Origin of the sequence: Mycobacterium sp. BK086 (assembly GCA_004362315.1) — a bacterium.
Taxonomy (GTDB): domain Bacteria; phylum Actinomycetota; class Actinomycetes; order Mycobacteriales; family Mycobacteriaceae; genus Mycobacterium.
Genome location: SNWL01000004.1, coordinates 721,527 through 742,724 on the forward strand (window position 1 = coordinate 721,527; position 21,198 = coordinate 742,724).

Consider the following 21,198-nt stretch of genomic DNA (forward strand, 5'->3'; position numbering starts at 1 on the left):
TTCACTATCGGGCCGTGACGCAGTCTGGGATATGGCTGATCAAAGGATGGCTGCCGGTCACCCTTCAAATCGTGGCCGCGCTCGTGCTGTGTGCGGGCACCGGTCGCCGACCACTCAGCTGGTACAAGGCCTGGCTGCCCACCGCGGCGGGCGTCGGCGCGGCCGGGGGCTGGCTGGCTCGCGGGTACGTGACGTCCCAGGGATTGGCGGACAATCCGCCACCACTGATGCTCTGGGTGTGGACCGGACTGGCAGCGGCCGCTGTCATCGTGGCCATCGGCGGCTGGGCCAAAACCCGCTGGCGACGCCGCGCGACGACGGTACTGGCGATCCCGCTGTGTGTGATCGCAGCGGCCGTGGTGCTCAATCAATGGGTCGACTATTACGACACCGTGCAGGTGGCGTGGGCGGCGGTGACCGCGGGCCCCTTGCCCGATGAAACCGACCTGGCCGCCGCACAGGCACTGAAAGGCAAGGGCACCACGGCAACCGGGCGCGTCGTGCCCATCGACATTTCATCGGAGGTTTCGGGCTTTCATCACCGAACCGAGTACGTCTATCTGCCGCCGGCATGGTTCACCGCGCCCGGGCCTGCCGCGCTTCCTGTGGTGGTGATGATCTCGGGTGCGTGGTCCACTCCCGCGGACTGGGTACGTCAGGGCAATGCCGCCGTGTTGATGGACAGCTTTGCGGCCGCTCACGACGGGGTCGCGCCGATCCTGCTCTTCCCCGACACCGGCGGGCGGTTCAACAACGACACCGAATGCGTCAACGGCCCTCGCGGAAACGTCGCCGACCATATTACGAAAGAGCTTATGCCCTACGTCATCTCGCAATTCGGTACGAGCTCTCACCCCGAGAACTGGGGCGTTGTCGGATGGTCGATGGGCGGCACCTGCGCCGTGGATCTGACGGTCACCCACCCAGACCTGTTCCACGCGTTCGTCGACTTGGCCGGCGACCTCACCCCGAACGCGGGCACCAGGGAACAGACGGTCCAACGCCTCTACTCCGGTGACGAAGACCAATGGGCGTCTTTCGACACGCTGACAGCGATGCACACCCATGCCCCGTACCACGATGTCGCAGGATGGTTCGACGTCTCGTCAACGGCGAAAATCAGGCCCGGCCAAAGCCGGATGACGGGCCCGTTGGCCGCGGGGCAGCTGTGTGCCGCCGGTACCTCGGCGGGCATCACCTGCGCCGTGGTGACCCGAACCGGGAACCACGACTGGGCCTACGCACAAAACGCATTCGCCCAGGCGTTGCCGTGGATAGCCGGGCAACTCGGCACGCCGGGCATTCCCCGAACGCCGTTGCCACCCCGGTAGCGAATTCGCAGCCACAACATAGCGACCGCTTACGTCGAGATCGTTGACTGATGGCATGACCCCTCAACGGAACTCCCCCTTCGTTCTGGTCTCCGACGCGGGATCCGACCGCGGATACACCGTGGCCCGGGCCCTGCTCGCGGCAGGCAATCGCGTGGTGGCCATCGACCGGAACGCCGCACGCTTGGTCCGAATTGGCCACGGCTACAGCCACGATCAGGTGCTGTTGATTGCCGCCGACGCTACTCAAGCCGAACAGGTGATCGCTCGTGCGCACGCCCACTTCGGCGAGGTGCCCCCTACGCTTGCGCTATGCGCCGACTATCGTCGATCCTCGGCTGCCTGATCCTGGTTGCCGGTTGCGGGTCGCCGCCGGCCGGCGAGACGCCCACCGCACTGACACCCCCGATGGGGTGGAACTCGTGGAATTCCGGTATGCCACTGACCGAACGGACCGTCGAACAGACCATCGACGCGCTGGTGTCCTCCGGAATGCGCGACGCCGGCTACCGGTTTGTCAATCTCGACAACGGTTGGGCCGCAGCCCGTCGCGATGCAGACGGCAATCTGCAGGCGGATCCGGCCCGTTTCCCTGGCGGCATCGCTGCGGTCGCGAACTACGCTCATACCCGCGGGCTGCTGCTAGGGCTGTACGCGAGCCCCAGCTACGAACTCTGCGGTCTGGGACCGGGCCTCGAGAGCGAGGGGCACGAGACGGCCGACGCGGCCACCTTCGCCCACTGGGGCGTCGACTACCTGAAGTACGACTGGTGCAGTACCGATACCGACCACGCCCATCAGGTCAAGAGCTTCACCGCCATGCGGGATGCGCTGCGCGCCACAGGTAAACACATCTTCTACAGCATCAACCCCAATATCTCGGGCGACCCGGCCAGCCGGTCGGACTACGACTGGTCGGGCATCGCCGACATGGCGCGCAACACCATCGACCTGGTTCCGTTGTGGCGCAGCCAGTTCGGCAAGGACGGTCCGGTGTTCGGGATCCAGGAGCAGCTCGACGCGGCCGTCCCGCTGGCGCCGCGAAGCCGGCCTGGCTACTTCAACGACCCCGACATGCTGGTCGCCGGGATCTCCTGGCCGGACTTCGCGGCCAGCCATCCCGGCATGTCACAGACGTTGGCGGGCCAGCTCGGGCCCAGCATGACGGCTGACGAGCAGCGCACCCACATCACACTGTGGGCGATGCTGGCCGCTCCCCTGTTGGCCGGCAACGATATTCGCACCATGTCGCCACAGACCCGCGACATCCTCACCAACCGCGACGTCATCGCCGTCGACCAGGACACGCTCGTCGCCGCCGGCCACCCCCTGGCCCAGGATCACCGCATCATGGTCAAGCCGATGGCCGACGGCGGGGTGGCCGTCGCCATGGAGAACCCGGATTCGCAGCCGGCTTCGATCGCGACCAGCGCGAGCGCCGTCGGCCTGTCCCCCGCCGCGTGCTATCGCGTGCGCGACCTGTGGACGCACGCCGACAGCTCCACGACAAGCGCGCTTGCCGCTCAAGCGATTCCGTCGCACGCGACGGTCATGCTAAGGGTGCAACCGTCACCGGGATGCCGTTGAGCGCACCGTTGCCCGACGGTTCGTCGAGGAACGTCGGCGGCGACAGGATGTTGGTGTTGACCCCCGGTGAACCGTTGGCCACCGACATGCGGGTGCCGGGCTTGCCGTGCCCCCAGCCGTGCGGCATCGACACCACGCCTGGTTTGATGGCCTCGGTCATCTCGACCGGCACCTCGATATGGCCCGCCGACGATCGCACGGTGACGGTATCGCCGTTCGACACTCCGCGGCTGGCCGCGTCCTTGGGGTGCATGAGCAGTGTGCAGCGGTCGCGGCCCTTCATCAGCGCCGAGACATTGTGCAGCCACGAGTTGTTCGACCGCAGGTGGCGCCGGCTGACCAGGACCAGTTCATCGGGCTCGCGGTCCAGCCGGTGGGCCAGCCGCGGAATGTCGTCGAGCAGATACTCCGGGGCCAGCCGGATCTTCTTCTCGGTCGTGTTGAGGATCTCCGGGACCTGAGGCACCATCGGCCCGAAATCGATACCGTTGGGCTGCTCCTTGAGTTTGGCCAGGCTCAGCCCGTCGGGGTTCTCGCCGTAGCGATCACCGAATGGTCCGGTGCGCAAGGTCAGATCGAGAATGCGTTCCGGACCGCCACTCGTATAGTGGCTGCGGATTTCGGCGCCGTCGAGGCCCTGGGTGAAGCACAGGTAGTCGAAGAAACCATCGTCGATGGCCGCGACGTCGACGTCCTCGGCAGGCATCCCCGCGCACAGGCCGGTGAGCCGGACCAGGATCTCCCACTCCTCGGGCCGATCGGGATCCGGCGGGGTGAACACCGGCGCCGAGTAATTCGCGATGCTGCTGATCGCGAACATCAGGATCAGGTCGTCGTGGTGCGGCTGCTCCAGGGGCGAGAGCCCGGGCAGGATCACATCGGCATGCCGCGTTGTTTCGTTGAGCCACAGGTCAACCGAGATCATCGCGTCCAGGCCGGGCAGCAGCTCGTCGAGGCGATGGCCCTGCGGGGTGGACAGCACCGGATTGCCCGCCACCGTGATCAGTGCCCGGATCTGGCCGTCGCCCGGAGTCTCGATCTCCTCGGCCAGACACGACACCGGCACCTGGCCGAGCACCTCCTTGGCGCCACGCACCCGGGTCTGCCAGCGGCCGAACTCGGGCAGCCCGCCCTCGAGACCGGGCTGGGGCTGCGCGGTGACCGTCCACGCCGCGGGGCGCGGGAACATCGCGCCGCCCTCGGTGTCGAAATGCCCGGTGAGGATGTTGACGACGTCGACCAGCCAGCTGGCCAGGCTGCCGAACTCCTGATTGCACAACCCGATTCGCCCGTAGACCACGGATTTCTCGGTTTCGGCGAGCTGGCGGGCGAGCGTCTTGATCCGCTCGGCGTCGATACCGGTCACCGGGGCGACCCGTTCGGGTGACCAGTCGCGGGCCACGTCCCGCAGACGCTCGACGCCGTCGACGTGCTCGGCCAGCCGGCCGAGCCGGACCAGGTCTTCGTCGAACAGGGTGTGCACGACGGCCAGCAGCAGGGCGGCGTCGGTGCCCGGCGTGATCGGCAGCCACTCGTCGGCCTTGGCGGCGGTCGCGGTTCGCACCGGGTCGATGACGATGACGTTGTCGACGCGCCCGATGATGCCCATCACGTCCGGGGCGGCCAGCAGTGAGCCCTGCGAGGCGGCCGGGTTGGCGCCCATCACCACCAGCAGATCGGTGCGCTCGATGTCGGGAACCGGGAAGCCCCACCAGTTGCCGTACATCAGATGCGACGAGAGGTTCTTGGGCCACTGGTCGACGGTCCCTGGCGAGTAGCTGACCGGGATGCCTGACATCCCCAGCAGCACGCCGGTGTAGCGGCCCAGCGAGAACGAGTGCGCCAGCGGGTTGCCGGTATAGCAGGTGACCGCGCCGATACCGTGCTCGGCGATCACCGGCGCCAGCAGTTCGGTGCAGCGCCGGAACGCCGCATCCCAACTGACCTCCTGCCACTGCCCGTCGACCTTGATCATCGGGGCCCGGACCCGGTCGGGGTCCTCGTGGATGGCGCCCAGCGACGCGCCCTTGGGGCACAGGTGTCCGCGGCTCCAGACGTCGTCGGGGTTGCCCCGGATACTGGCTACGCGGCCTTCGGAGACCTGAATCTCCAAGCCGCACATGGCCTCACACAGCGGGCAGGTGTAGACATGGCGGCCGTCCTGGCCGACGGGAGCCAGGTCGATGTTCTCGCGGATCACCCGACCCACGGTAATTCGGCGAGGCCCCGCGCGGCCCGCGTTTCGTCAACTTTGACATTCGACCAAAGCCCGCAAGCGAATTACACAGGTGTGAGTAAACCCTGGGGATAACCGCCGACGACCTAGATCGGGATCAGGCCATGCTTGCGCTGAACCCGGCTGATCTGCTTGTCCCGCAGAATCCGCATCGCGCTGCGCAGCTTCAACCGCGTCTCGTGCGGCTCGATGACCGCGTCGACATAGCCGCGCTCGGCGGCCACGTACGGCGTCGCCATATCGCGGTTGTAGCCCTCGATGAACTGACGCCGGATCTCCTGCACTTCCGGCGCGTTCGGGTCGGGGAATCGCTTGACGATGAGCTGGGCGGCACCCTCGGCGCCGATGACGGCGATCCGGGCTGTCGGCCACAAGAAGTTGAAGTCGGAGGTCAGCTGCTTGGATCCCATCACCGCGTACGCGCCGCCGTAGGACTTACGAATGGTGATCGTCACCTTGGGCACATCGGCTTCGACGACCGCGTAGAGGAATCGGCCGCCGCGCTTGATGATGCCGTTCTTCTCCTGCTCGACGCCGGGCAGGAAGCCGGGGGTGTCGACGACGAAGACCAGCGGCACGTTGAACGAGTCGCAGAACCGGACGAACCGGGCGGCCTTGTCGGACGCCTCGTTGTCGATGGCGCCCGACATGTGCATCGGCTGGTTGGCGATCACGCCGACCGGCCGGCCGTCGACCCGGGCGAAGCCCGTGATGATGGCTTGGCCCGCCTGAGCGGCGACGTCGAGGAAATCGCCGTCGTCGAAGATCCGCAGCAGGATTTCGTGCATGTCGTAGGCGACGTTGTCGGCGTCGGGAACGATGCTGTCGAGTTCCAGGTCGTGCGGGGTGATCTCGGGCTCGAGGCCCGGGTTGATGATCGGCGCATCGTCAAAGGTGTTGGCGGGCAGGAATTCCAGATAGTCACGCACATACTGGAAGGCGGCCTTCTCGGACTCGACGACCTGGTGGACGTTGCCGTACTTGGCCTGCGCGTCGGCGCCGCCGAGCTCGTCGAGGGTGACCTCCTCACCGGTGACGTCCTTGATGACGTCCGGGCCGGTGACGAACATGTAGCCCTGATCGCGCACAGCGACGATGAGGTCGGTCTGGATCGGCGAGTACACCGCACCGCCCGCGCACTTGCCCAGGATGATCGAGATCTGCGGCACCAGGCCGCTCAGCAGCTCATGCCTGCGACCCAGTTCGGCGTACCACGCCAGCGACGTGGCCAGGTCCTGGATGCGGGCACCGCCGGAGTCGTTGATACCGACGATCGGGCAGCCGACCATGGCCACCCACTCCATCAGCCGGGAAACCTTGCGGCCGAACATCTCTCCGACCGAGCCGCCGAACACGGTGTAGTCGTGGCTGAACACACCGACGGGACGGCCGTTGATGGTGCCGTGCCCGGTGACCACACCGTCGCCGAACAACGCGTTCGGATCACCCGGCGTGCGGGCCAGCGCGCCGATCTCCAGGAAGCTGCCCGGATCGAGCAGCTCGTTGATGCGGGCCCGAGGGCTCGGGATACCGCGTTTGTCGCGCTTCGCCGCGACCGCCTCACCGCCCGGTTCCTTGGCCAGCTCCAGCTTTTCGCGGAGTTCGGCGAGTTTCTCGGCAGTCGTCACAGCGGTCACTTGGCCTCGTTCTCCTCGGCGTCGATGCGGTTGATCGCTTCACTCATGTGAGCGCCGACCTTGGCGATGTACGGCTCGTCGATCGCCTGGATGTGCTCGCCCCCGATCGGCACGACCTCAAGATCATCGACGAACTCGCCCCACCCGCCGTCGGGCTGACGGATGGCGTAGCGCGGCTCGAAGAAGATCGCGTCGTCGTGATAGCGGTCGGCCATGTACAGGGTGACGTGCCCGTCGTACGGCAGGATCTCCGCCGTCTCGAGCAGCCGGTTGTCCAGGTACGACGTACGTTGGTGCTCGATCACACCGCCAGGGATGTCGACGCCGCTGTCTTTGACGGCGTCGAGAATGAATTGCACCTGGCCGCCGTCGTCGAGCTTCTCGAGTTCCTCGTACGGGATTTCGGGAACCTCGACGTTGAAAGTGCGCTGCGCGAACAAGGCGTAACGATCCCAACGCGCCCGCGTCTCCTCCCGCGTCTGCGGGATCTCCTCGCCGGGCCGCACCATGTCGATCAGGCCCACGAACTGGACATCGGCACCGGCACGCTTGAGCCCGATTGCGCAGGCGTAGGCCAATGCCCCACCCAACGACCAGCCGACCAGGATGTAGGGTCCGTCGCCCTGGATCTCCATCAGCTTCGGCAGGTACTCGGCGGCCCGCTCCTCGATCGAGCCTTCGACCCGTTCGAGACCGTACATCGGGGTGTCCTCCGGCAGCCGCTTGAGCAGCGGTTCGTAGACAACCGTTGACCCACCGGCTGGGTGGAACACGAAAACCGGTGTGCGGGTTGATCCCTCGGGCCTGGCCCGGATGGTGCGCACGAATCCTTCGAGCTCTCCGGCTTCGAGGAACGTACGAACCGTGGTCGCCAGCTGCTCAATGGTCTTGGCAGACTTGACGTCCTCGACGGTGATGGTGCCGTCGGCACGCTCGGAGAGCCGTTCGGCGAGCTTGGTAGCGGTGGCGTCGTCGACCGCGGGCAGCTCGTTGAAGATGCCGCCCGGCGACTTGCCGGTGACGATCGCCCACGTCGCGAACGTGACACGTTCGGCCGCCTCACGCGGCGGTACATCGGCGCCGAGCGCCTCGGTGACGGCCTCCTGCGTCAGCACCTTGGCGGCCGCCGCGGCCGCCGTCGACTTCTTGCTGGGTCCGGCCGGATCCGTCGGCGGCGGTGGGATGTTCGGTTCGGGCTCGGCCTCGGCCACGATCGAGTGGCCCGCCTCGGAAAGTTTGGCCTCGAGTTCGGCGACCGTGCTGGCCCCGCCCAGCAGCTCGGCCTGCTCGGCGGCGATCTCTTCTGCCGTCTTGCCCTTCTGCGCCTCGGCCAATGCCTCGACCTCGTCGCGGTGCTCGATCGCGTATTCGATCAGCTTCTCGACGGCGTACAAGTTGGCGTCGCGAACCGCGGTCAGCTGGATCGGCGGCATATCGAAGTCGTACTCGACGCGGTTCTTGATGCGCACTGCCATCAGCGAATCCAGGCCGAGCTCGATCAGCGGCACCTCCCACGGCAGGTCCTCGGGCTCGTAGCCCATGGCTCCGCCGACGATCGCGCCCAGCCGTTGGCCGATGGTCTCACCGGAATCCGGCGACCACTTGGCGAACCCGGCTGCCAGGCCGGCGCCCGCAGTCAGGTTGTCGGACAAGATTTCCGCATCGTCGGGCTCGTCTGCCGGCGTTTCCACCGCGGCCGTGGTGACCGCGACACCGGTCGCTACGGCCGACGGCAACGCCGACACCGCACCGCCGCGGGTGACGACGGCGTCGTAGACCAGAGTGAACGATTCGTCGATTCGCGCGTGCACCTGTACTGAGGCACCACCGGGGTGCCGCGTCAGCGTCGTCACCAGCCGGGCGCCGTCGCCGACCACCGCGCGCTGCTCGGATGCCGTGAGCTTGGCGTCCGGAAGAACCTGTGCCGCAGCGGCTTTCACCAGAGCGGCCAGGTCGGCCTGGCCCTTGGGCAGGTACTCCCAGACGTGGCGGCCGTCGGGCGTGGCCACATGGTTGCCCGGCATCATCACCGCGCTGTCGCCGGTGAACTGCACATCCAGCCAGTGCGGCTTGCGCTTGAACCGGGTCGGCGGGATGTGGGCGTAGTCGCCCGCATCGAACAGAGTCCGCAGATCCAGGTCGTGACCGTAGACGTAGAGCTGGGCCATGGCCGCGACCATGGACTCGACCTCGTCCTGCTTACGGGCCAGGGTCGCGATCAGCTGACCGTCGTGCAGACCGGCCGACGCGGTGGTCAACCCAACCTGCATGAGCGCCACCGGATTCGGGGCCAGCTCCAAGAAAGTGGTGTGGCCGCTGTCGACGGCGTTCCGGATGCCGTGGGTGAAGTAGACGCTGTGCCGCAGCCCCTTCTTCCAGTAATCGACATCGTGGATCGGCTCGCCACCCGGGCGGATGTAGCTACCCTCGTGCACGGTAGAGAAGTAGCCGATCTGCAGCGGATGTGGCTCGATGCCCTGGATTTCGGCGGAGAGCTCACCGAGCAGCGGGTCCATCTGCTGGGTGTGGCTGGCGCCCTTGGTCTGGAACTTGCGGGCGAATTTGCCTTCGGACTCGGCCCGGGCGATGATCGCGTCGATCTGCTCGGGCGGGCCGCCGATCACGGTCTGGGTCGGCGCGGCATAGACGCACACCTCCAGCCCCGGGAAATCGGAGAACACGGTCTTGATCTCCTCGGCGGAGTACTCCACCAGCGCCATCAGCCTGATGTACTCACCGAACAGCATCGCTTCGCCCTCACCCATGAGGTGCGCACGCGAGCAGATGGTCCGGGTCGCATCGGCCAGCGACAAGCCGCCCGCGAAGTAGGCGGCGGCCGCTTCACCGAGCGACTGGCCAATCACCGCAGCGGGTTTCGCGCCGTGGTGCTTGAGCAATTCACCGAGCGCGATCTGGATGGCGAAGATCACCGTCTGGACCACTTCGATGGGGTATTCGCAGGTTTCGTCGGTGTAGTCTTTTCCATCGTCGAGGATCAGCTCGACCACCGAGTAGCCGCGCTCATCCTGGATGTACGCGTCGACCTTGTTGATCCACTCGGCGAACACCGGATCGCGCAGATACAGGCTCTTGCCCATCTTGCGATGCTGCGCACCGAATCCGGCGAGCACCCAGACGGGTCCGTTGGTCACCGGCCCGTCGGCGCTGTGCACCAGCGGGCTCTGCTTGCCCTCGGCGATCGCACGCAGACCCTTGACCGCCTCGTCGTGGTCGTGAGCCAGGACGATCGCGCGCGAGCGGCCGTGGTTCCGGCGCGACAGCGAGCGCCCGATGGCCTCCAGCGATGTGGCCCGCCCCTCGGGGCTGTCGACCCAGTCGGCCAGCTCGGCGGCGGTGGCGCGCTTACGCGAGGTCAAGAATCCCGAAACAGCCAGCGGCACAACGGGTGCCGGCTTCTCCGAAGCCTCCCACTCGGCGCGCGCGGCCTCGATCAGCTCCAGCGCCTCGTCGGTCAGGCCGGGCAGGTCCGGCTCGGCGTCGTCGGCGAACGCATTGGCCGCCGCGGCATACTCGTCGTCATCAGCATCGTCGTCGATGAATTCGCCGTACTCGTCCATCCGAACCCCGCCGACATAGACGGCGTTGGCATCGGAGGTGGTCTTCTCCTCGACGGGAGCGGAATTCGTCTCCGGCTCGACCAGATCCGACGGCAGCACCTCACGCAGCACCAGGTGGGCGTTTGCGCCGCCGAAGCCGAACCCGGACACACCGGCGATCGCGTGGCCGCTGTAGCGGGGCCAGTCGGTGACCTTGTCGGCCACCTGAAGGTGAATTCCGTCGAAGTCGATGTAGGGGTTGGGCCCGGCGTAGTTGATCGACGGCGGAACCTTGTCATGGCTCAGTGACAGCGCCACCTTGGCCAGGCTCGCCGCACCAGCGGCCGACTCCAGGTGCCCCACATTGGATTTCACTGCGCCCAGCAGTGCGGGCCGGTCGGCGGCGCGTCCCCTGCCGATCACACGACCCAGCGCGTCGGCCTCGATCGGGTCGCCGAGGATGGTGCCGGTACCGTGCGCCTCGACGTAATCGACTGTGCGCGGGTTGATTCCGGCATCCTTGTACGCCTTGCGCAGCACGTCTTCCTGCGCGTCGGGGTTCGGCGCGAGCATCCCGTTGGAACGCCCGTCATGGTTGATCGCGCTGCCTGCGATGACCGCCAGGATCTCGTCGCCGTCGCGGCGGGCGTCGGACAGGCGCTTGAGCACCAGCATGCCGCCGCCCTCGGAACGCGAATATCCGTTGGCGTCAGACGAGAACGACTTGATCATGCCGTCGGGTGCGAGCACGCCGCCGACCTCGTCGAAGCCGATCGTCACAAGCGGGGTGATCATCGCATTGACGCCGCCGACCATGGCCACGTCGGCCTGACCGGAGCGCAACGCCTGCACACCGTGATGCGCGGCAACCAGTGAGCTGGAGCAGGCGGTGTCGACGGCGACCGACGGACCGCGGAAGTCGTAGAAGTAGGACACCCGGTTGGCGATGATCGAACTCGTCGTACCGGTGATCGCATAGGGGTGGGCGGTCGTCGGATCGGCCACCGCGAGGAATTGGTAGTCGTTGTTCGACGCGCCGATATACACGGCGACATCGGTGCCGCGCAGGCTGGACGCCGGGATGCGCGCGTTCTCCAGCGCCTCCCAGGTGAGTTCCAGCGCCATCCGCTGCTGCGGATCCATGTTGTCGGCTTCCATCTTCGAGAGCGCGAAGAATTCGGCGTCGAAGCCCTTGATGTCGGTGAGGTAGCCGCCGCGGGTCGCGGCCTTGGCCACCCGGTCGGCGATGCGCGGCTCGGCCAGGAACTCCGACCAGCGGCCCTCGGGCAGATCGGAGATGCCGCTGCGACCTTCCAGAAGTGCGGCCCACATCTCGTCGGGGGTGTTCATGTCGCCCGGGAATCGGGTCGAAACCCCAACGATCGCAATGTCTTCGACGCCTTCGGCGCGCGACCAGTCGTCGCTCTCCTCGTCGAACTCCAGCTCCGGCTCGCCCTCGATGATCACCGTTGCCAGCGACTCGATGGTGGGATGACGGAAGGCGACCGTGGCGGTCAGCGTGACACCGGTGAGGTCCTCGATATCGCTGGCCATCGCCACCGCGTCGCGCGAGGACAGCCCGAGCTCGACCATCGGCGTCGACTCGTCGATCGCGTCGGGGCCCTGCCCGGTTGCGTTGGCCACCCAGTTGCGCAGCCACTCGCGCATCTCCGGCACCGTCAGGTCGGTGCGGGGCGGGGTAACGGGAGTGCCTGGCGTTTCAGGCGTTTCGGGCGTTTCTGATTCAGACATGAGGCCTCTGAGTACTTCCTTGGGTCGTCATTCCTCGTCGTCGGGGAAGGCGTTGGCCACCTTCCCGCTACGCAGGCTGCCGTCGAGGTAGGCCGAGCGGCATGCCCGCCGGCCGATCTTTCCGCTGGAGGTACGCGGGATGGCACCCGCAGGCGTCAGCAGCACGTCGCGCACCGTCACACCGTGCCGTACCGCGATCGCGGCGCGGATGTCGTCGGTGACCGGTCCCAGGTCCAGCTTGTGCGAACCCGCAGCGCGCTCCGCGACGATGACCAGCTGCTCTGAGCTGTCGCTGGCGTCGCGCTTGAGCCCGGCGTGGGCGTTGTCGAAGACCTCATCGGGCAGCTGGTTGGCCGGCACCGAGAACGCCGCGACGAACCCGGTACGCACGGCCTTGGTGGACTCCTGCGCGGAGTACTCCAGGTCCTGCGGATAGTGGTTGCGGCCGTCGATGATCACCAGGTCCTTGACCCGGCCGGTGATGTAGAGCTCGCCGTCGTGGAAGGCACCGAGATCGCCGGTGCGCACCCAGGTCGCGTCGTCGGCGGCGCCCTCGGCGTGCGACGGGCTGGTCCGGGACTTGAGGGTGTTCTGGAACGTCTCGCGGCTGGCTTCGGGCTTGTTCCAGTAGCCAAGGCCCATGTTCTGGCCGCTGATCCAGATCTCGCCGATCTGGCCGTCGGGCAGCTCGGTGGCGGCGTCGTTGTCGACGATCACCGCCCACTCGGCCACACCGATCTTGCCGGCCGACGCCTGCGCGACGGCCTTCGGCGAATCATCCGGCACCACAACGAAAGTGCCGCTGTTGAGCGCGTCGCGGTCCACCGACAAGATCGTCGGTTCTTCACCCGCCGGGGTGGTCGACACGAACAGCGTGGCCTCGGCGAGACCGTAGGACGGCTTGATGGCCTTGGGCTGGAATCCGAACGGTGCGAACGCGTCGTTGAAGCGCTGCACGGTGGCGGCCGAGATCGGCTCGCTGCCGTTGAGTACCGCCTTGACGTGGGACAGATCCAGCGGCTCTTCGTCATCCTTCGGAACACCGCGCGCGGCGGCATGGTCGAACGCGAAGTTGGGGGCCACCGAGATGGTGCCGCCGGTGTCGCCCTCGCGCCATGCGAGCTCGCGGATCCAGCGGCCGGGGCGGCGGACGAACGCGGCCGGTGTCATGAAGGTGAAGTAGTGGCCGATGAGTGCCGGCAGCAGTGCGGTGACCAGACCCATGTCATGGAAGAACGGCAGCCAGGACACACCCCGGTCGCCTTCCTCGCCCTCGAGAGCCTCGATCACCTGCACCACGTTGGTGGCCAGGTTCAGGTGGCTGATCTCTACACCGCTGGGGACCCGGGTGGACCCGGAGGTGTATTGCAGGTAGGCGACGGCGTCCCGACCGCTCTCGACCGGCTCCCAGGTCGCGCCGACCTCGTTGGGGATGGCGTCGACCGCGATGACGCGGGGACGCTCCTTGGCCGGGCGGCTGCGGAAGAACTTGCGCACGCCCTCGGCGGAGTCGGTGGTGGTCAGGATCGCCGAGGCGCCGCAGTCGTCGAGCACCGCGTGCAGGCGGCCGACGTGGCCGGGCTCGGCCGGGTCGAACAGCGGGACGGCGATGCGGCCGGAGTACAGCGTGCCGAAGAAGGCGACGAGGTACTCGAGGTTCTGCGGGCACAGGATGGCCACCCGGTCACCGGGCTGCGTCACCTGCTGCAGGCGAGCCGCGACGGCGCGGTTGCGGGCACCGAAGTCGGCCCAGGTCAATTCGCGCACGACACCGTCGCGCTCGACGGAGAAGTCGAGGAACCGGTAGGCGAGCTTGTCGCCGCGGACCTTGGCCCAGCGCTCCACGTGCTTGACCACACTGGCGCCCTCGGGGAAGGTGATCAGGCCGTTCTTGATGAACGGGTTGTGGAACGGCATACCAATCTCCTGTCAGAACACATCTGTGTCGGGCCCTGCGGCGGCCGCGCATGACATCGCGCCACCGGTCGCCCTGCGTCTAGGGCCCCAAACCTCACAGATCGTACAGAGCCATCTTCGCCCTATCTGGGACGAAGATGGCGGGGGCGCCGTCGGCGCGTGCAGCTCTTATTTTCTTCTTAATGTTAGGCGTAGTCGCGGCAGCGGCCAAATCCCGGCCACCGGCGCGTCCACGTCATCCGTGTTTCGGGTGCGGCGCGTTCTCGATCAGGTTGCGCGCCCAATCCAGGGTCCATTGCGTCGACGTTTGACCGTTGAGGTTCCAGAACTGCGGTGTGTTGTACAGCGCGTGGACCGGCTGTCCCGCGCCGCCGGCCAGCACGTCCAGCGTGGTCGGCAGGTTGGTGATGTTGAACGCCTCCTGCGGTGCGGCGCAGATCAGGTCGCCGGCGGCACAGATCTCGTTGGTGCGGTTGTTCAGCGCACCGAATCCGCCGGGACGCTCGCCGGTCATGGTCAGGCCCATCGCGGACAGCGCGGGCAGCTCGTGCAGCGTGATCTCGGCACCCTGGCCGGGCGGGTTGGGACCGATGTCCTGCCCGACGCCCGTCTGGCGGCGGCCGTCGGCGATCAACATCACACCGAGAACCAGATCCTCGTCGACCGGACCTCGCCCATTGCCGATATCGCTGGCGACGTCACCGGCGATCACCGCGCCCTGGGAGAAGCCGATCAGGACGTAGCTGGTCAGCGGGCAGCGGTTGTTCATGTCCGTCATCGCCTGGACGGCACCCCTGGTGCCCTCGGCGCGGCTGTCGTTGTAGGACATCTGTTTGTCCGACGACAGCGGGTTATGGAACTGCGCGGTGTAGGGGACGGTGTACACCTCGAGCCGGTCGCGACCGAACTGACCGGACAGCGGCCTGCTGACATTGCCGAGCAGCGAGAGCGGGAATTGGGTCGGGTTCAGCGGATCGTCGGTCGGCCACGATTCCCAGGTGCCGGGAACCACGACCGCCATGACGTCCGGGCAGCTGGCGTCCTGGAATTCCGGGCGCGGCTTGTGCTGGCCCGGTGAGCTGGTCGGCGGCAGCACGGTCGGCGGGACAGCGGACGGCGGCGAGTCCGGTCGCCGCACGACGATGACGATGATGGCGACGACGAGCGCAACGACGACAGCCATCGCGCCGGCGGCGACGAGGGCGAGAATGCGATGACGTCTGCGCCGGGCATTGGTCCGGGAGTTTCGAGCCATGGGAAGGGGCGTTGTCTTCCTGTCAGCAGAGCCGCTGGGTAGCGATCCGAATGTAGTCGGCGGTGGCTTGGGTTACCTGCGGCTCTGGGGCGGTGTGCGGCGGCGACGACGGCCCCGAGTCGATGACGTCGCTACGCACCATGGGAGTGATGTAGTCCCAGACTGCCTGATCGCTTTGACCGGCCGCATGGGCCTGGCAGACGTGGGAACCGATGCTCAATGCTTCCAGCTCGCTGGACGGGTGCACACCCGCGGCCGTGAGCGCGTCGAGGAAGGCGCGCTGTGACGGCGTGACGTCGAGCTTGGTGGACTGCAGATCGACGTCCGGTCCCAGCACCGCGCCCTGGCCGTGCACGGCGCCGTGGGTCGCGAGCGGGGCGGCGGTGGTCACCAGATCCTCACCCGAACTGCACGCCACCATCAGCCAGGCCGTAGAGCCCACGAGGCCGATCACGAGCGAGCGCTGCACGTCTCCACGGTACCGGCTGGCAGTACGGCCCTTTGAGCTCGCAAAGATTGCGGATAGTTAACAGTTCGTCCGCAGTTGTGACCTATTTGATGGCCGCCGCGACGTCACCGGACATGGCCGCCAGCTGAGCGGCCCAGTTGCCCCAGTCGTGATTGCCGCCGGCCGGGAAGTCGAAGTGGCCGTTGCGCCCACCCAGCGAGCGGTAGTGCGCATAGAAGGTGCGGTTGCTGCCCTGGGCTTGATCGCAGTAGCCGATCATCGCCGGGACGTCGCTGCAGGTCAGCGTCTGCGGGCTGAAGATCCACAGCCGCGTGTTGTTGTCGACCAGCAGCTGCGCATGCACATCGGGGTCATGCCACTTCCACCGGCCGAGCTGCGCGGCACCCCACATCGCCTGGGTGTTCACTCCGCCGAACTCGTTCATCCCGGCCGTGATCGCACCGTTGAGGAAGGTGTTCGACGGGGTCAGGAAGCCCGACATCGACCCCGCGTAGCGGTAGCGGTCGGGGTGGAACGTCGCCTCCATCAGCGCTCCGGTGCCACCCTGGGCGGCGCCGACGATCGCGTGCCCGCCGGGCGCCAGGCCCTTGTTGGCCGCCAGCCAGTTGGGCAGCTCGTCGGACAGGAAGGTCTCCCACTGCCGGGTGCCGTCGGCTTCCCAGTTGGTGTAGAGCGTGAACGCGCCGCTGGCGGGTGCGACCACCGAGATGCCCTTACCGGCCAGGGTGTTCATCGCGTTGCCCGCGGTGACCCAGTTACTCACCGGGTCTCCGGCGTTGAACGCATCGAGCAGCACGACGGCGTGCGGGCCGCCACCCATGAAGGCCACCGGGATATCGCGCCCCATCGCCGGTGACGGCACCATCAGGTATTCGACGTCGGCGGCATGGGAAGCCGGCGCGGTCGCGCTCCATAGGCCAAGCGCCAGAACTGCGGCGCAGAATCCCCGGAACAGGCCCGACACACTCATCATGGTCACCTCAAGTCGACTAGTTACGTATGTAGCCTCGCCCCACCTGCACGTAGTGAATCACACCGCTTAGTCAGATGGTCTGGATACGCCAACGGCGACGACCCGAAGGTCGCCGCCGTTGGTGGTGGTTCTGACGATCAGGCGGTCGGCGTTGCGCCGAGCACGCGCTGAATGTCGGGCTTCATCTGCTGCAGCTGCTGGCCCCAGTACGGCCAGTCGTGCACGCCGTCGGCCGGGAAGTTGAAGACGCCGTTCATGCCGCCGGCAGCGAGGTAGGTGTCCTTGAACGTCTTGTTGGTGCGCAACGTCATGCTTTCAAGGAACTTCGCGTTGAACAGGTTGCCCGCACTGACGTTCGAGCTCAGGTCCGACGGCTTACCGTTACCGCAGTAGATCCAGATCCGGGTGTTGTTGTTGATCAACTGCTGGATGTTGACCATCGGGTCGTTGCGCTTCCAGGCGCTGTTCGGATCTTCGGTCGGGCCCCACATGTCGTTGGCCTTGAAGCCGCCCGCGTCGCCCATCGACAGGTTGACCAGCATCGGCCACCAACCCTCGGAGAGGTTCAGGAAGCCCGACAGCGAGGCCGCGTACGGGAACTGCTCGGGGTGATAGATCGCCAGGGTCAACGCGGCCGAGCCGGCCATCGACAGACCGACGGCAGCGCTACCGGTGGGCTTGACCGCCTTGTTGGCGGCCAGATATGCCGGCAACTCCTGGGTCAGGAAGGTCTCCCACTTGTAGGTCTGGCAGCCGTTCTTGCCGCACGCCGGCTTGTACCAATCGGAGTAGAAGCTGGACTGGCCACCGACGGGCATGATCACCGACAGGCCCGAGTTGTAGTACCACTCGAACGCCGGGGTGTTGATGTCCCAGCCGTTGAAGTCGTCCTGGGCCCGCAGACCGTCGAGCAGATAGACCGCCGGAGAGTTGGGGCCACCGCTCTGGAACTGGATGCGGATGTCGCGGCCCATGCCAGCGGACGGCACATCGAGGTACTCGACCGGGAGGCCGGGCTTGGAGAATGCTCCCGCCGTTGCGGAGCCGCCGACGACGCCGATCAGACCGGGCAGCACAGCGGCGGCCGCAGCCGCGACCGTCAGCCGGCGCACCCAAACGCCACGCAACTTCTCAACGAACTTCATGTATTTCCATCCTTTTTTGTGTGCCGCACCGCATGCGATCCAGGGCAGCCGTGCGTTGTCAGTCAATCACATGTGACGTGATCGTTCCTCTTCAGAGATGTTGTCGTGACCGCCCTCTCACCGGTTGATAGTGGCGATGAGGTCGGGTTTTAGTGCCGCCAGCTGCGATCCCCAATACGGCCACGAGTGGTTGCCGGACGATGGGAATTCGAAGGTGGCGTTCGTGCCTCCGGCCGCGGTGTAGGCGGCCTGGAAATCCTTGTTGCTCTTGATCGCCAGCGACTCCAGGCTGGTGGCGCTCAGCGCCTGGTTCGGGTCGGCGCCGGCGTCGAGGTCGGTCTGTCCACCGGGCGCGCAATAGATCCACAGCCGAGTGCCGTTGTGGGCGATGGTGGCAGCCTGGACCAGCGGATCGTTGCGTTTCCACGCCGGATCCCAGGGGGCGCCCCACATGTTGTCGACGTTGTAGCCGCCGGCGTCGAGCATGGCCACCCGGATGGCCTGCTGCATGAGCAACGACGAGGGGTTCAGGAAGCCCGACAGCGATGCCGCGTAGATGAACTGCTGCGGATGGTAGGCCGACAGGATCAGCGCGGCGCCGCCGGACATCGACAAGCCGACCACACCGTTACCGGTTGCCGAGACCTGCTTGTTGGCGGCCAGCCACTGCGGCAGCTCGCTGGTGAGAAATGTCTCCCACTTGTACGTGTAGGGCTGCTTGTTGAAACTCGACGGGGAGTACCAGTCGCTGTAGAAACTGGACTGCCCGCCGACGGGCATGACCACCGAGACTCCGCTGCCGAAGAACCATTCGAAGGCCGCGGTGTTGATATCCCAACCGCTGTAGTCGTCCTGGGCCCGCAGACCGTCGAGCAGATAGACAGCTTTGGTTCCGCCGCCTTGGAACTCCACACGGATATTTCGGCTCATCGACGGCGAGTACACGTCGAGGTACTCCACCGGCAGGCCGTCCCGCGAAAAGGCGTGCGCCTTGGGCGTCACGCCGAAGCCGCTCGCCAGCGCGGCCAGCACCAGGGCGGCGGCCAGCGAGGCTCTCACAGCACGAACCATCGGTTGCTCAACTCATTCATTCACGGCACGGCGCAACCGCTGTCGACATTGACGTTGGTTCGCCAAGCGTTGTCACACTTGACCTGTGTATCGCCGCGATCTGACCGCAGCGTTACCGGCTAGAGCCCGGCTGGCAAACTAAGCTACCGTCTCCGCGCCGAAATCATGAAACCTGCTGCACCAAACCCGAGCACGGTGAGATATGGGCCACAGTCCGGTTGAATCGCAATAACTTTGGTTACGCGACACTTCTTGCACTCGGCCCACATTGGCCACACAGACGACGCTAAGGCCCCGTGGCCGGCAGGCCGGTGTACGGCGTCCCCTTCAGCGGCGGCTCCGGCAGATTGCAGCGAGCGAGCTCGTACTGCGGCACCCGATCGATGCGATAGCGGGTGAATTCGAGTGCGTGCATCACGTTGGACACGAACCGGCGGATGCCCAGTGGACCCCGGATGGAATTCAGCATCGCGTCGGTCTCCGGGCAGCCCAGTGCGACGCCGGCCTCGGTGATCCACCCTTCGTCGAGATAGGGCGGGACATAGGGATGTTCCTTGAGCCACGGCCCCTCGGCGACAGCCCAGTCCGGGAACAGGTTCTTGTCGTGTCCGATGCGGCCGTCTTCCAGGCGCGCGGTGTGCGCGGCGATCGGGTTGGCCAAGCCGATCTGATCGATCACCCGCACGTTGAGTCCGACGTTCATGCCGAGCATCCCGAGGTTGGTGAAAAACACTGTGTGGGGCGCTATTTCGCGGCGCCAGGTATCCATCGACACGCCGGGCGGCGGGGGTGGTGGCGGGTACGCCGGCACCACATCCCACTGGTCGTAGTTTCCCGACGGCAGTAGCAGCGCACCGTCCGGCGTGTTGTTGATCGCGGTCAGGACCGCACGCATCCGCGGATAGTCCAGGTAGTCGGCGGCAGTCAGGGGGTGTGCGTGACCGGTGGCCTGCGAGTAGAACCGCCGCTCGTCGACGATGCCGGAATAGGTGACCCGGGTGGCGTCCAGACCCATGCCCGGCGAGTTAGCCGCCCACAGCGACCAACCGACGATGCCAAGCCATAGAGCGGCGCTCGCGCCCGCCAGGACGACGCTGCGGTCCCGCGCCGACCCCACGCTTGCCGGTAATGCGATGGGTATCACCGCGATTGGCGTCAGCAGGCAGAACACCGGCGTCAGCAACACCCGGCCGTGCATGAAGTCGCCGCCCTGACGGATCCAGTACAGCCCCTGCACCAGACCACTGACGAGCATGAAAATGACGACGGCGGTGGGGGTTTGGATCCGGCTGGCCAGGCGGCCCGCATTGCCGGCGATCGGCGCCGCGCCGTCGGTGCCGCGCGCGGCCACCAGTACCACGCCGAGTGCGATCACCAACACCGCGGCCAGCCACAGCGCGTAGGGCTGGTTGAAATTGGTCAGGTAGATCAGGCCTTGGGCCCACTTGTCGCCGGAGGCGTCCTTGGCCAGCGCGGTCTGCGGGAAAAGCAATCCGTAGTAACCCATTCGGAAGATCTGATAGCCCACCGGGAACAGCCCACCTGCGACCACGATCAACACCCGGTCCCGCCAGCCCCGGGCCGCGACGAGCATCATCACCAGGGCCAGCCCGCCGACGAGTGCGAGCTCGGGCCGAACCAAAACACTCAGCCCGGCGACGAAGGCCAGCGATGCGGTGAAGAGGGGGCCGCTGCCATGGCGTCGCGGCGCCTGCGACCAGGCGACCATCATCCACCAGAGCAGACCCAGCCAGGCGAGCACCAGACCGTTCTCCAGACCGGAGGTGGCGAAGTCACGGGCGGGCGGGATCGCGATGTACACCAGTGCGCCTGCGGGCAGCAGCAGAGCCCGGCGGCCCTGGAGTCCGGGCGCGAACAGTCGTGCGGTACCGATCATTACGAGCACCACGCCCGCGATGGACAGGCCAAGCGCCAGCGCCAGCGCGACGTATTCCAGGCGCACGGGACCGCCGACGAGAGCACCGAAGTAGTTGAGGAACGTCCACAGCGTGGAGGTGTTCGACTCCACCCGCTCGCCGGCGTTGAACACCGGTCCGTTGCCGGCCAGTAGGTTGCGCACCGTACGCAACACGATCAGACCGTCGTCGGCGATCCAGCGTCGTTGCCACGCCCCCCACGCCCACAGTGCGCCGACCACGACGACGCTGAGCCACAGACTGACCCGGGCCAGCGGACGCAGCGGGAAGGCGGGCGCCCAGGGCAATTTCAGCGGCCCGGCCTCGGCCGGGCTCGATTCGGGAGTCAGTA

13 protein-coding genes are annotated in these 21,198 nt (G+C 66.7%); 3 read left to right on the forward strand and 10 right to left on the reverse strand.

The window, feature by feature from the left end; genetic code table 11:
- Nucleotides 1–14: 14 nt before the first annotated feature.
- From EV580_RS14255 to EV580_RS14265, 3 genes are read left to right on the forward strand one after another with little or no spacing between them, the layout of a single operon-like run.
- Nucleotides 15–1,331, forward strand: a complete 1,317-nt coding sequence (locus EV580_RS14255; RefSeq protein WP_286171559.1) for an alpha/beta hydrolase — start codon at nucleotides 15–17, stop codon at nucleotides 1,329–1,331.
- A gap of 55 nt (nucleotides 1,332–1,386) precedes the next feature.
- Complete coding sequence (locus EV580_RS14260; RefSeq protein WP_133691817.1) at nucleotides 1,387–1,677, forward strand: SDR family oxidoreductase; 291 nt, start codon at nucleotides 1,387–1,389, stop codon at nucleotides 1,675–1,677.
- Nucleotides 1,644–2,918, forward strand: coding sequence for a glycoside hydrolase family 27 protein (locus EV580_RS14265; RefSeq protein WP_133691818.1), 1,275 nt, complete (start codon nucleotides 1,644–1,646; stop codon nucleotides 2,916–2,918). Before EV580_RS14260 ends, EV580_RS14265 begins: the two co-directional genes overlap by 34 nt.
- Here EV580_RS14265 and EV580_RS14270 read toward each other — a convergent pair.
- The 10 genes from EV580_RS14270 to aftB all read right to left on the reverse strand — a co-directional run bounded on the left by EV580_RS14270 (nucleotide 2,881) and on the right by aftB (nucleotide 21,196).
- On the reverse strand, nucleotides 2,881–5,040 hold the full coding sequence (locus EV580_RS14270) for a molybdopterin-dependent oxidoreductase (RefSeq protein WP_502703931.1): 2,160 nt from the start codon (nucleotides 5,038–5,040) through the stop codon (nucleotides 2,881–2,883). The two genes, EV580_RS14265 and EV580_RS14270, sit on opposite strands and share 38 nt — an antisense overlap.
- 200 nt (nucleotides 5,041–5,240) lie before the next feature.
- Nucleotides 5,241–6,791, reverse strand: a complete 1,551-nt coding sequence (locus tag EV580_RS14275) for an acyl-CoA carboxylase subunit beta (RefSeq protein ID WP_133691819.1) — start codon at nucleotides 6,789–6,791, stop codon at nucleotides 5,241–5,243.
- Nucleotides 6,788–12,100 carry a polyketide synthase Pks13 gene (gene pks13 / locus EV580_RS14280; RefSeq protein WP_133691820.1) on the reverse strand — a complete coding sequence of 1,771 codons (5,313 nt, stop codon included), beginning with the start codon at nucleotides 12,098–12,100 and terminating at the stop codon, nucleotides 6,788–6,790. Before pks13 ends, EV580_RS14275 begins: the two co-directional genes overlap by 4 nt.
- A gap of 27 nt (nucleotides 12,101–12,127) precedes the next feature.
- Nucleotides 12,128–14,017, reverse strand: a complete 1,890-nt coding sequence (gene fadD32, locus EV580_RS14285; protein ID WP_133691821.1) for a long-chain-fatty-acid--AMP ligase FadD32 — start codon at nucleotides 14,015–14,017, stop codon at nucleotides 12,128–12,130.
- 235 nt (nucleotides 14,018–14,252) lie between these two features.
- The gene (gene culp6, locus EV580_RS14290; RefSeq protein ID WP_133691822.1) at nucleotides 14,253–15,272 is read right to left on the reverse strand and encodes a carboxylesterase Culp6; all 1,020 of its coding nucleotides are present in this window, start codon (nucleotides 15,270–15,272) and stop codon (nucleotides 14,253–14,255) included.
- Nucleotides 15,273–15,294: 22 nt separating this feature from the next.
- Complete coding sequence (locus EV580_RS14295) at nucleotides 15,295–15,741, reverse strand: DUF732 domain-containing protein (RefSeq protein ID WP_286171560.1); 447 nt, start codon at nucleotides 15,739–15,741, stop codon at nucleotides 15,295–15,297.
- An 82-nt stretch (nucleotides 15,742–15,823) separates the two neighbouring features.
- Nucleotides 15,824–16,714, reverse strand: a complete 891-nt coding sequence (locus EV580_RS14300) for an alpha/beta hydrolase-fold protein (RefSeq protein WP_133692239.1) — start codon at nucleotides 16,712–16,714, stop codon at nucleotides 15,824–15,826.
- A gap of 137 nt (nucleotides 16,715–16,851) precedes the next feature.
- Nucleotides 16,852–17,859 (reverse strand): esterase family protein, encoded by a 1,008-nt coding sequence (locus EV580_RS14305; protein ID WP_133691823.1) that lies wholly within the window; start codon nucleotides 17,857–17,859, stop codon nucleotides 16,852–16,854.
- Between the two features lie 117 nt (nucleotides 17,860–17,976).
- Nucleotides 17,977–18,930, reverse strand: coding sequence for an alpha/beta hydrolase (locus EV580_RS14310; RefSeq protein WP_133691824.1), 954 nt, complete (start codon nucleotides 18,928–18,930; stop codon nucleotides 17,977–17,979).
- Between the two features lie 286 nt (nucleotides 18,931–19,216).
- Nucleotides 19,217–21,196 carry a terminal beta-(1->2)-arabinofuranosyltransferase gene (gene aftB / locus EV580_RS14315; protein ID WP_502703932.1) on the reverse strand — a complete coding sequence of 660 codons (1,980 nt, stop codon included), beginning with the start codon at nucleotides 21,194–21,196 and terminating at the stop codon, nucleotides 19,217–19,219.
- Between the last annotated feature and the right edge of the window lie 2 nt (nucleotides 21,197–21,198).

Bases quoted from the DNA above. Each gene is read 5' to 3' on its own strand.
- EV580_RS14300 (WP_133692239.1), bottom strand. From the start codon at position 16,714: ATGATGAGTGTGTCGGGCCTGTTCCGGGGATTCTGCGCCGCAGTTCTG.
- EV580_RS14265 (WP_133691818.1), top strand. From the start codon at position 1,644: ATGCGCCGACTATCGTCGATCCTCGGCTGCCTGATCCTGGTTGCCGGT.
- EV580_RS14305 (WP_133691823.1), bottom strand. From the start codon at position 17,859: ATGAAGTTCGTTGAGAAGTTGCGTGGCGTTTGGGTGCGCCGGCTGACG.
- culp6 (WP_133691822.1), bottom strand. From the start codon at position 15,272: ATGGCTCGAAACTCCCGGACCAATGCCCGGCGCAGACGTCATCGCATT.
- fadD32 (WP_133691821.1), bottom strand. From the start codon at position 14,017: ATGCCGTTCCACAACCCGTTCATCAAGAACGGCCTGATCACCTTCCCC.
- pks13 (WP_133691820.1), bottom strand. From the start codon at position 12,100: ATGTCTGAATCAGAAACGCCCGAAACGCCTGAAACGCCAGGCACTCCC.
- EV580_RS14260 (WP_133691817.1), top strand. From the start codon at position 1,387: ATGACCCCTCAACGGAACTCCCCCTTCGTTCTGGTCTCCGACGCGGGA.
- EV580_RS14270 (WP_502703931.1), bottom strand. From the start codon at position 5,040: ATGTGCGGCTTGGAGATTCAGGTCTCCGAAGGCCGCGTAGCCAGTATC.
- EV580_RS14310 (WP_133691824.1), bottom strand. From the start codon at position 18,930: ATGGTTCGTGCTGTGAGAGCCTCGCTGGCCGCCGCCCTGGTGCTGGCC.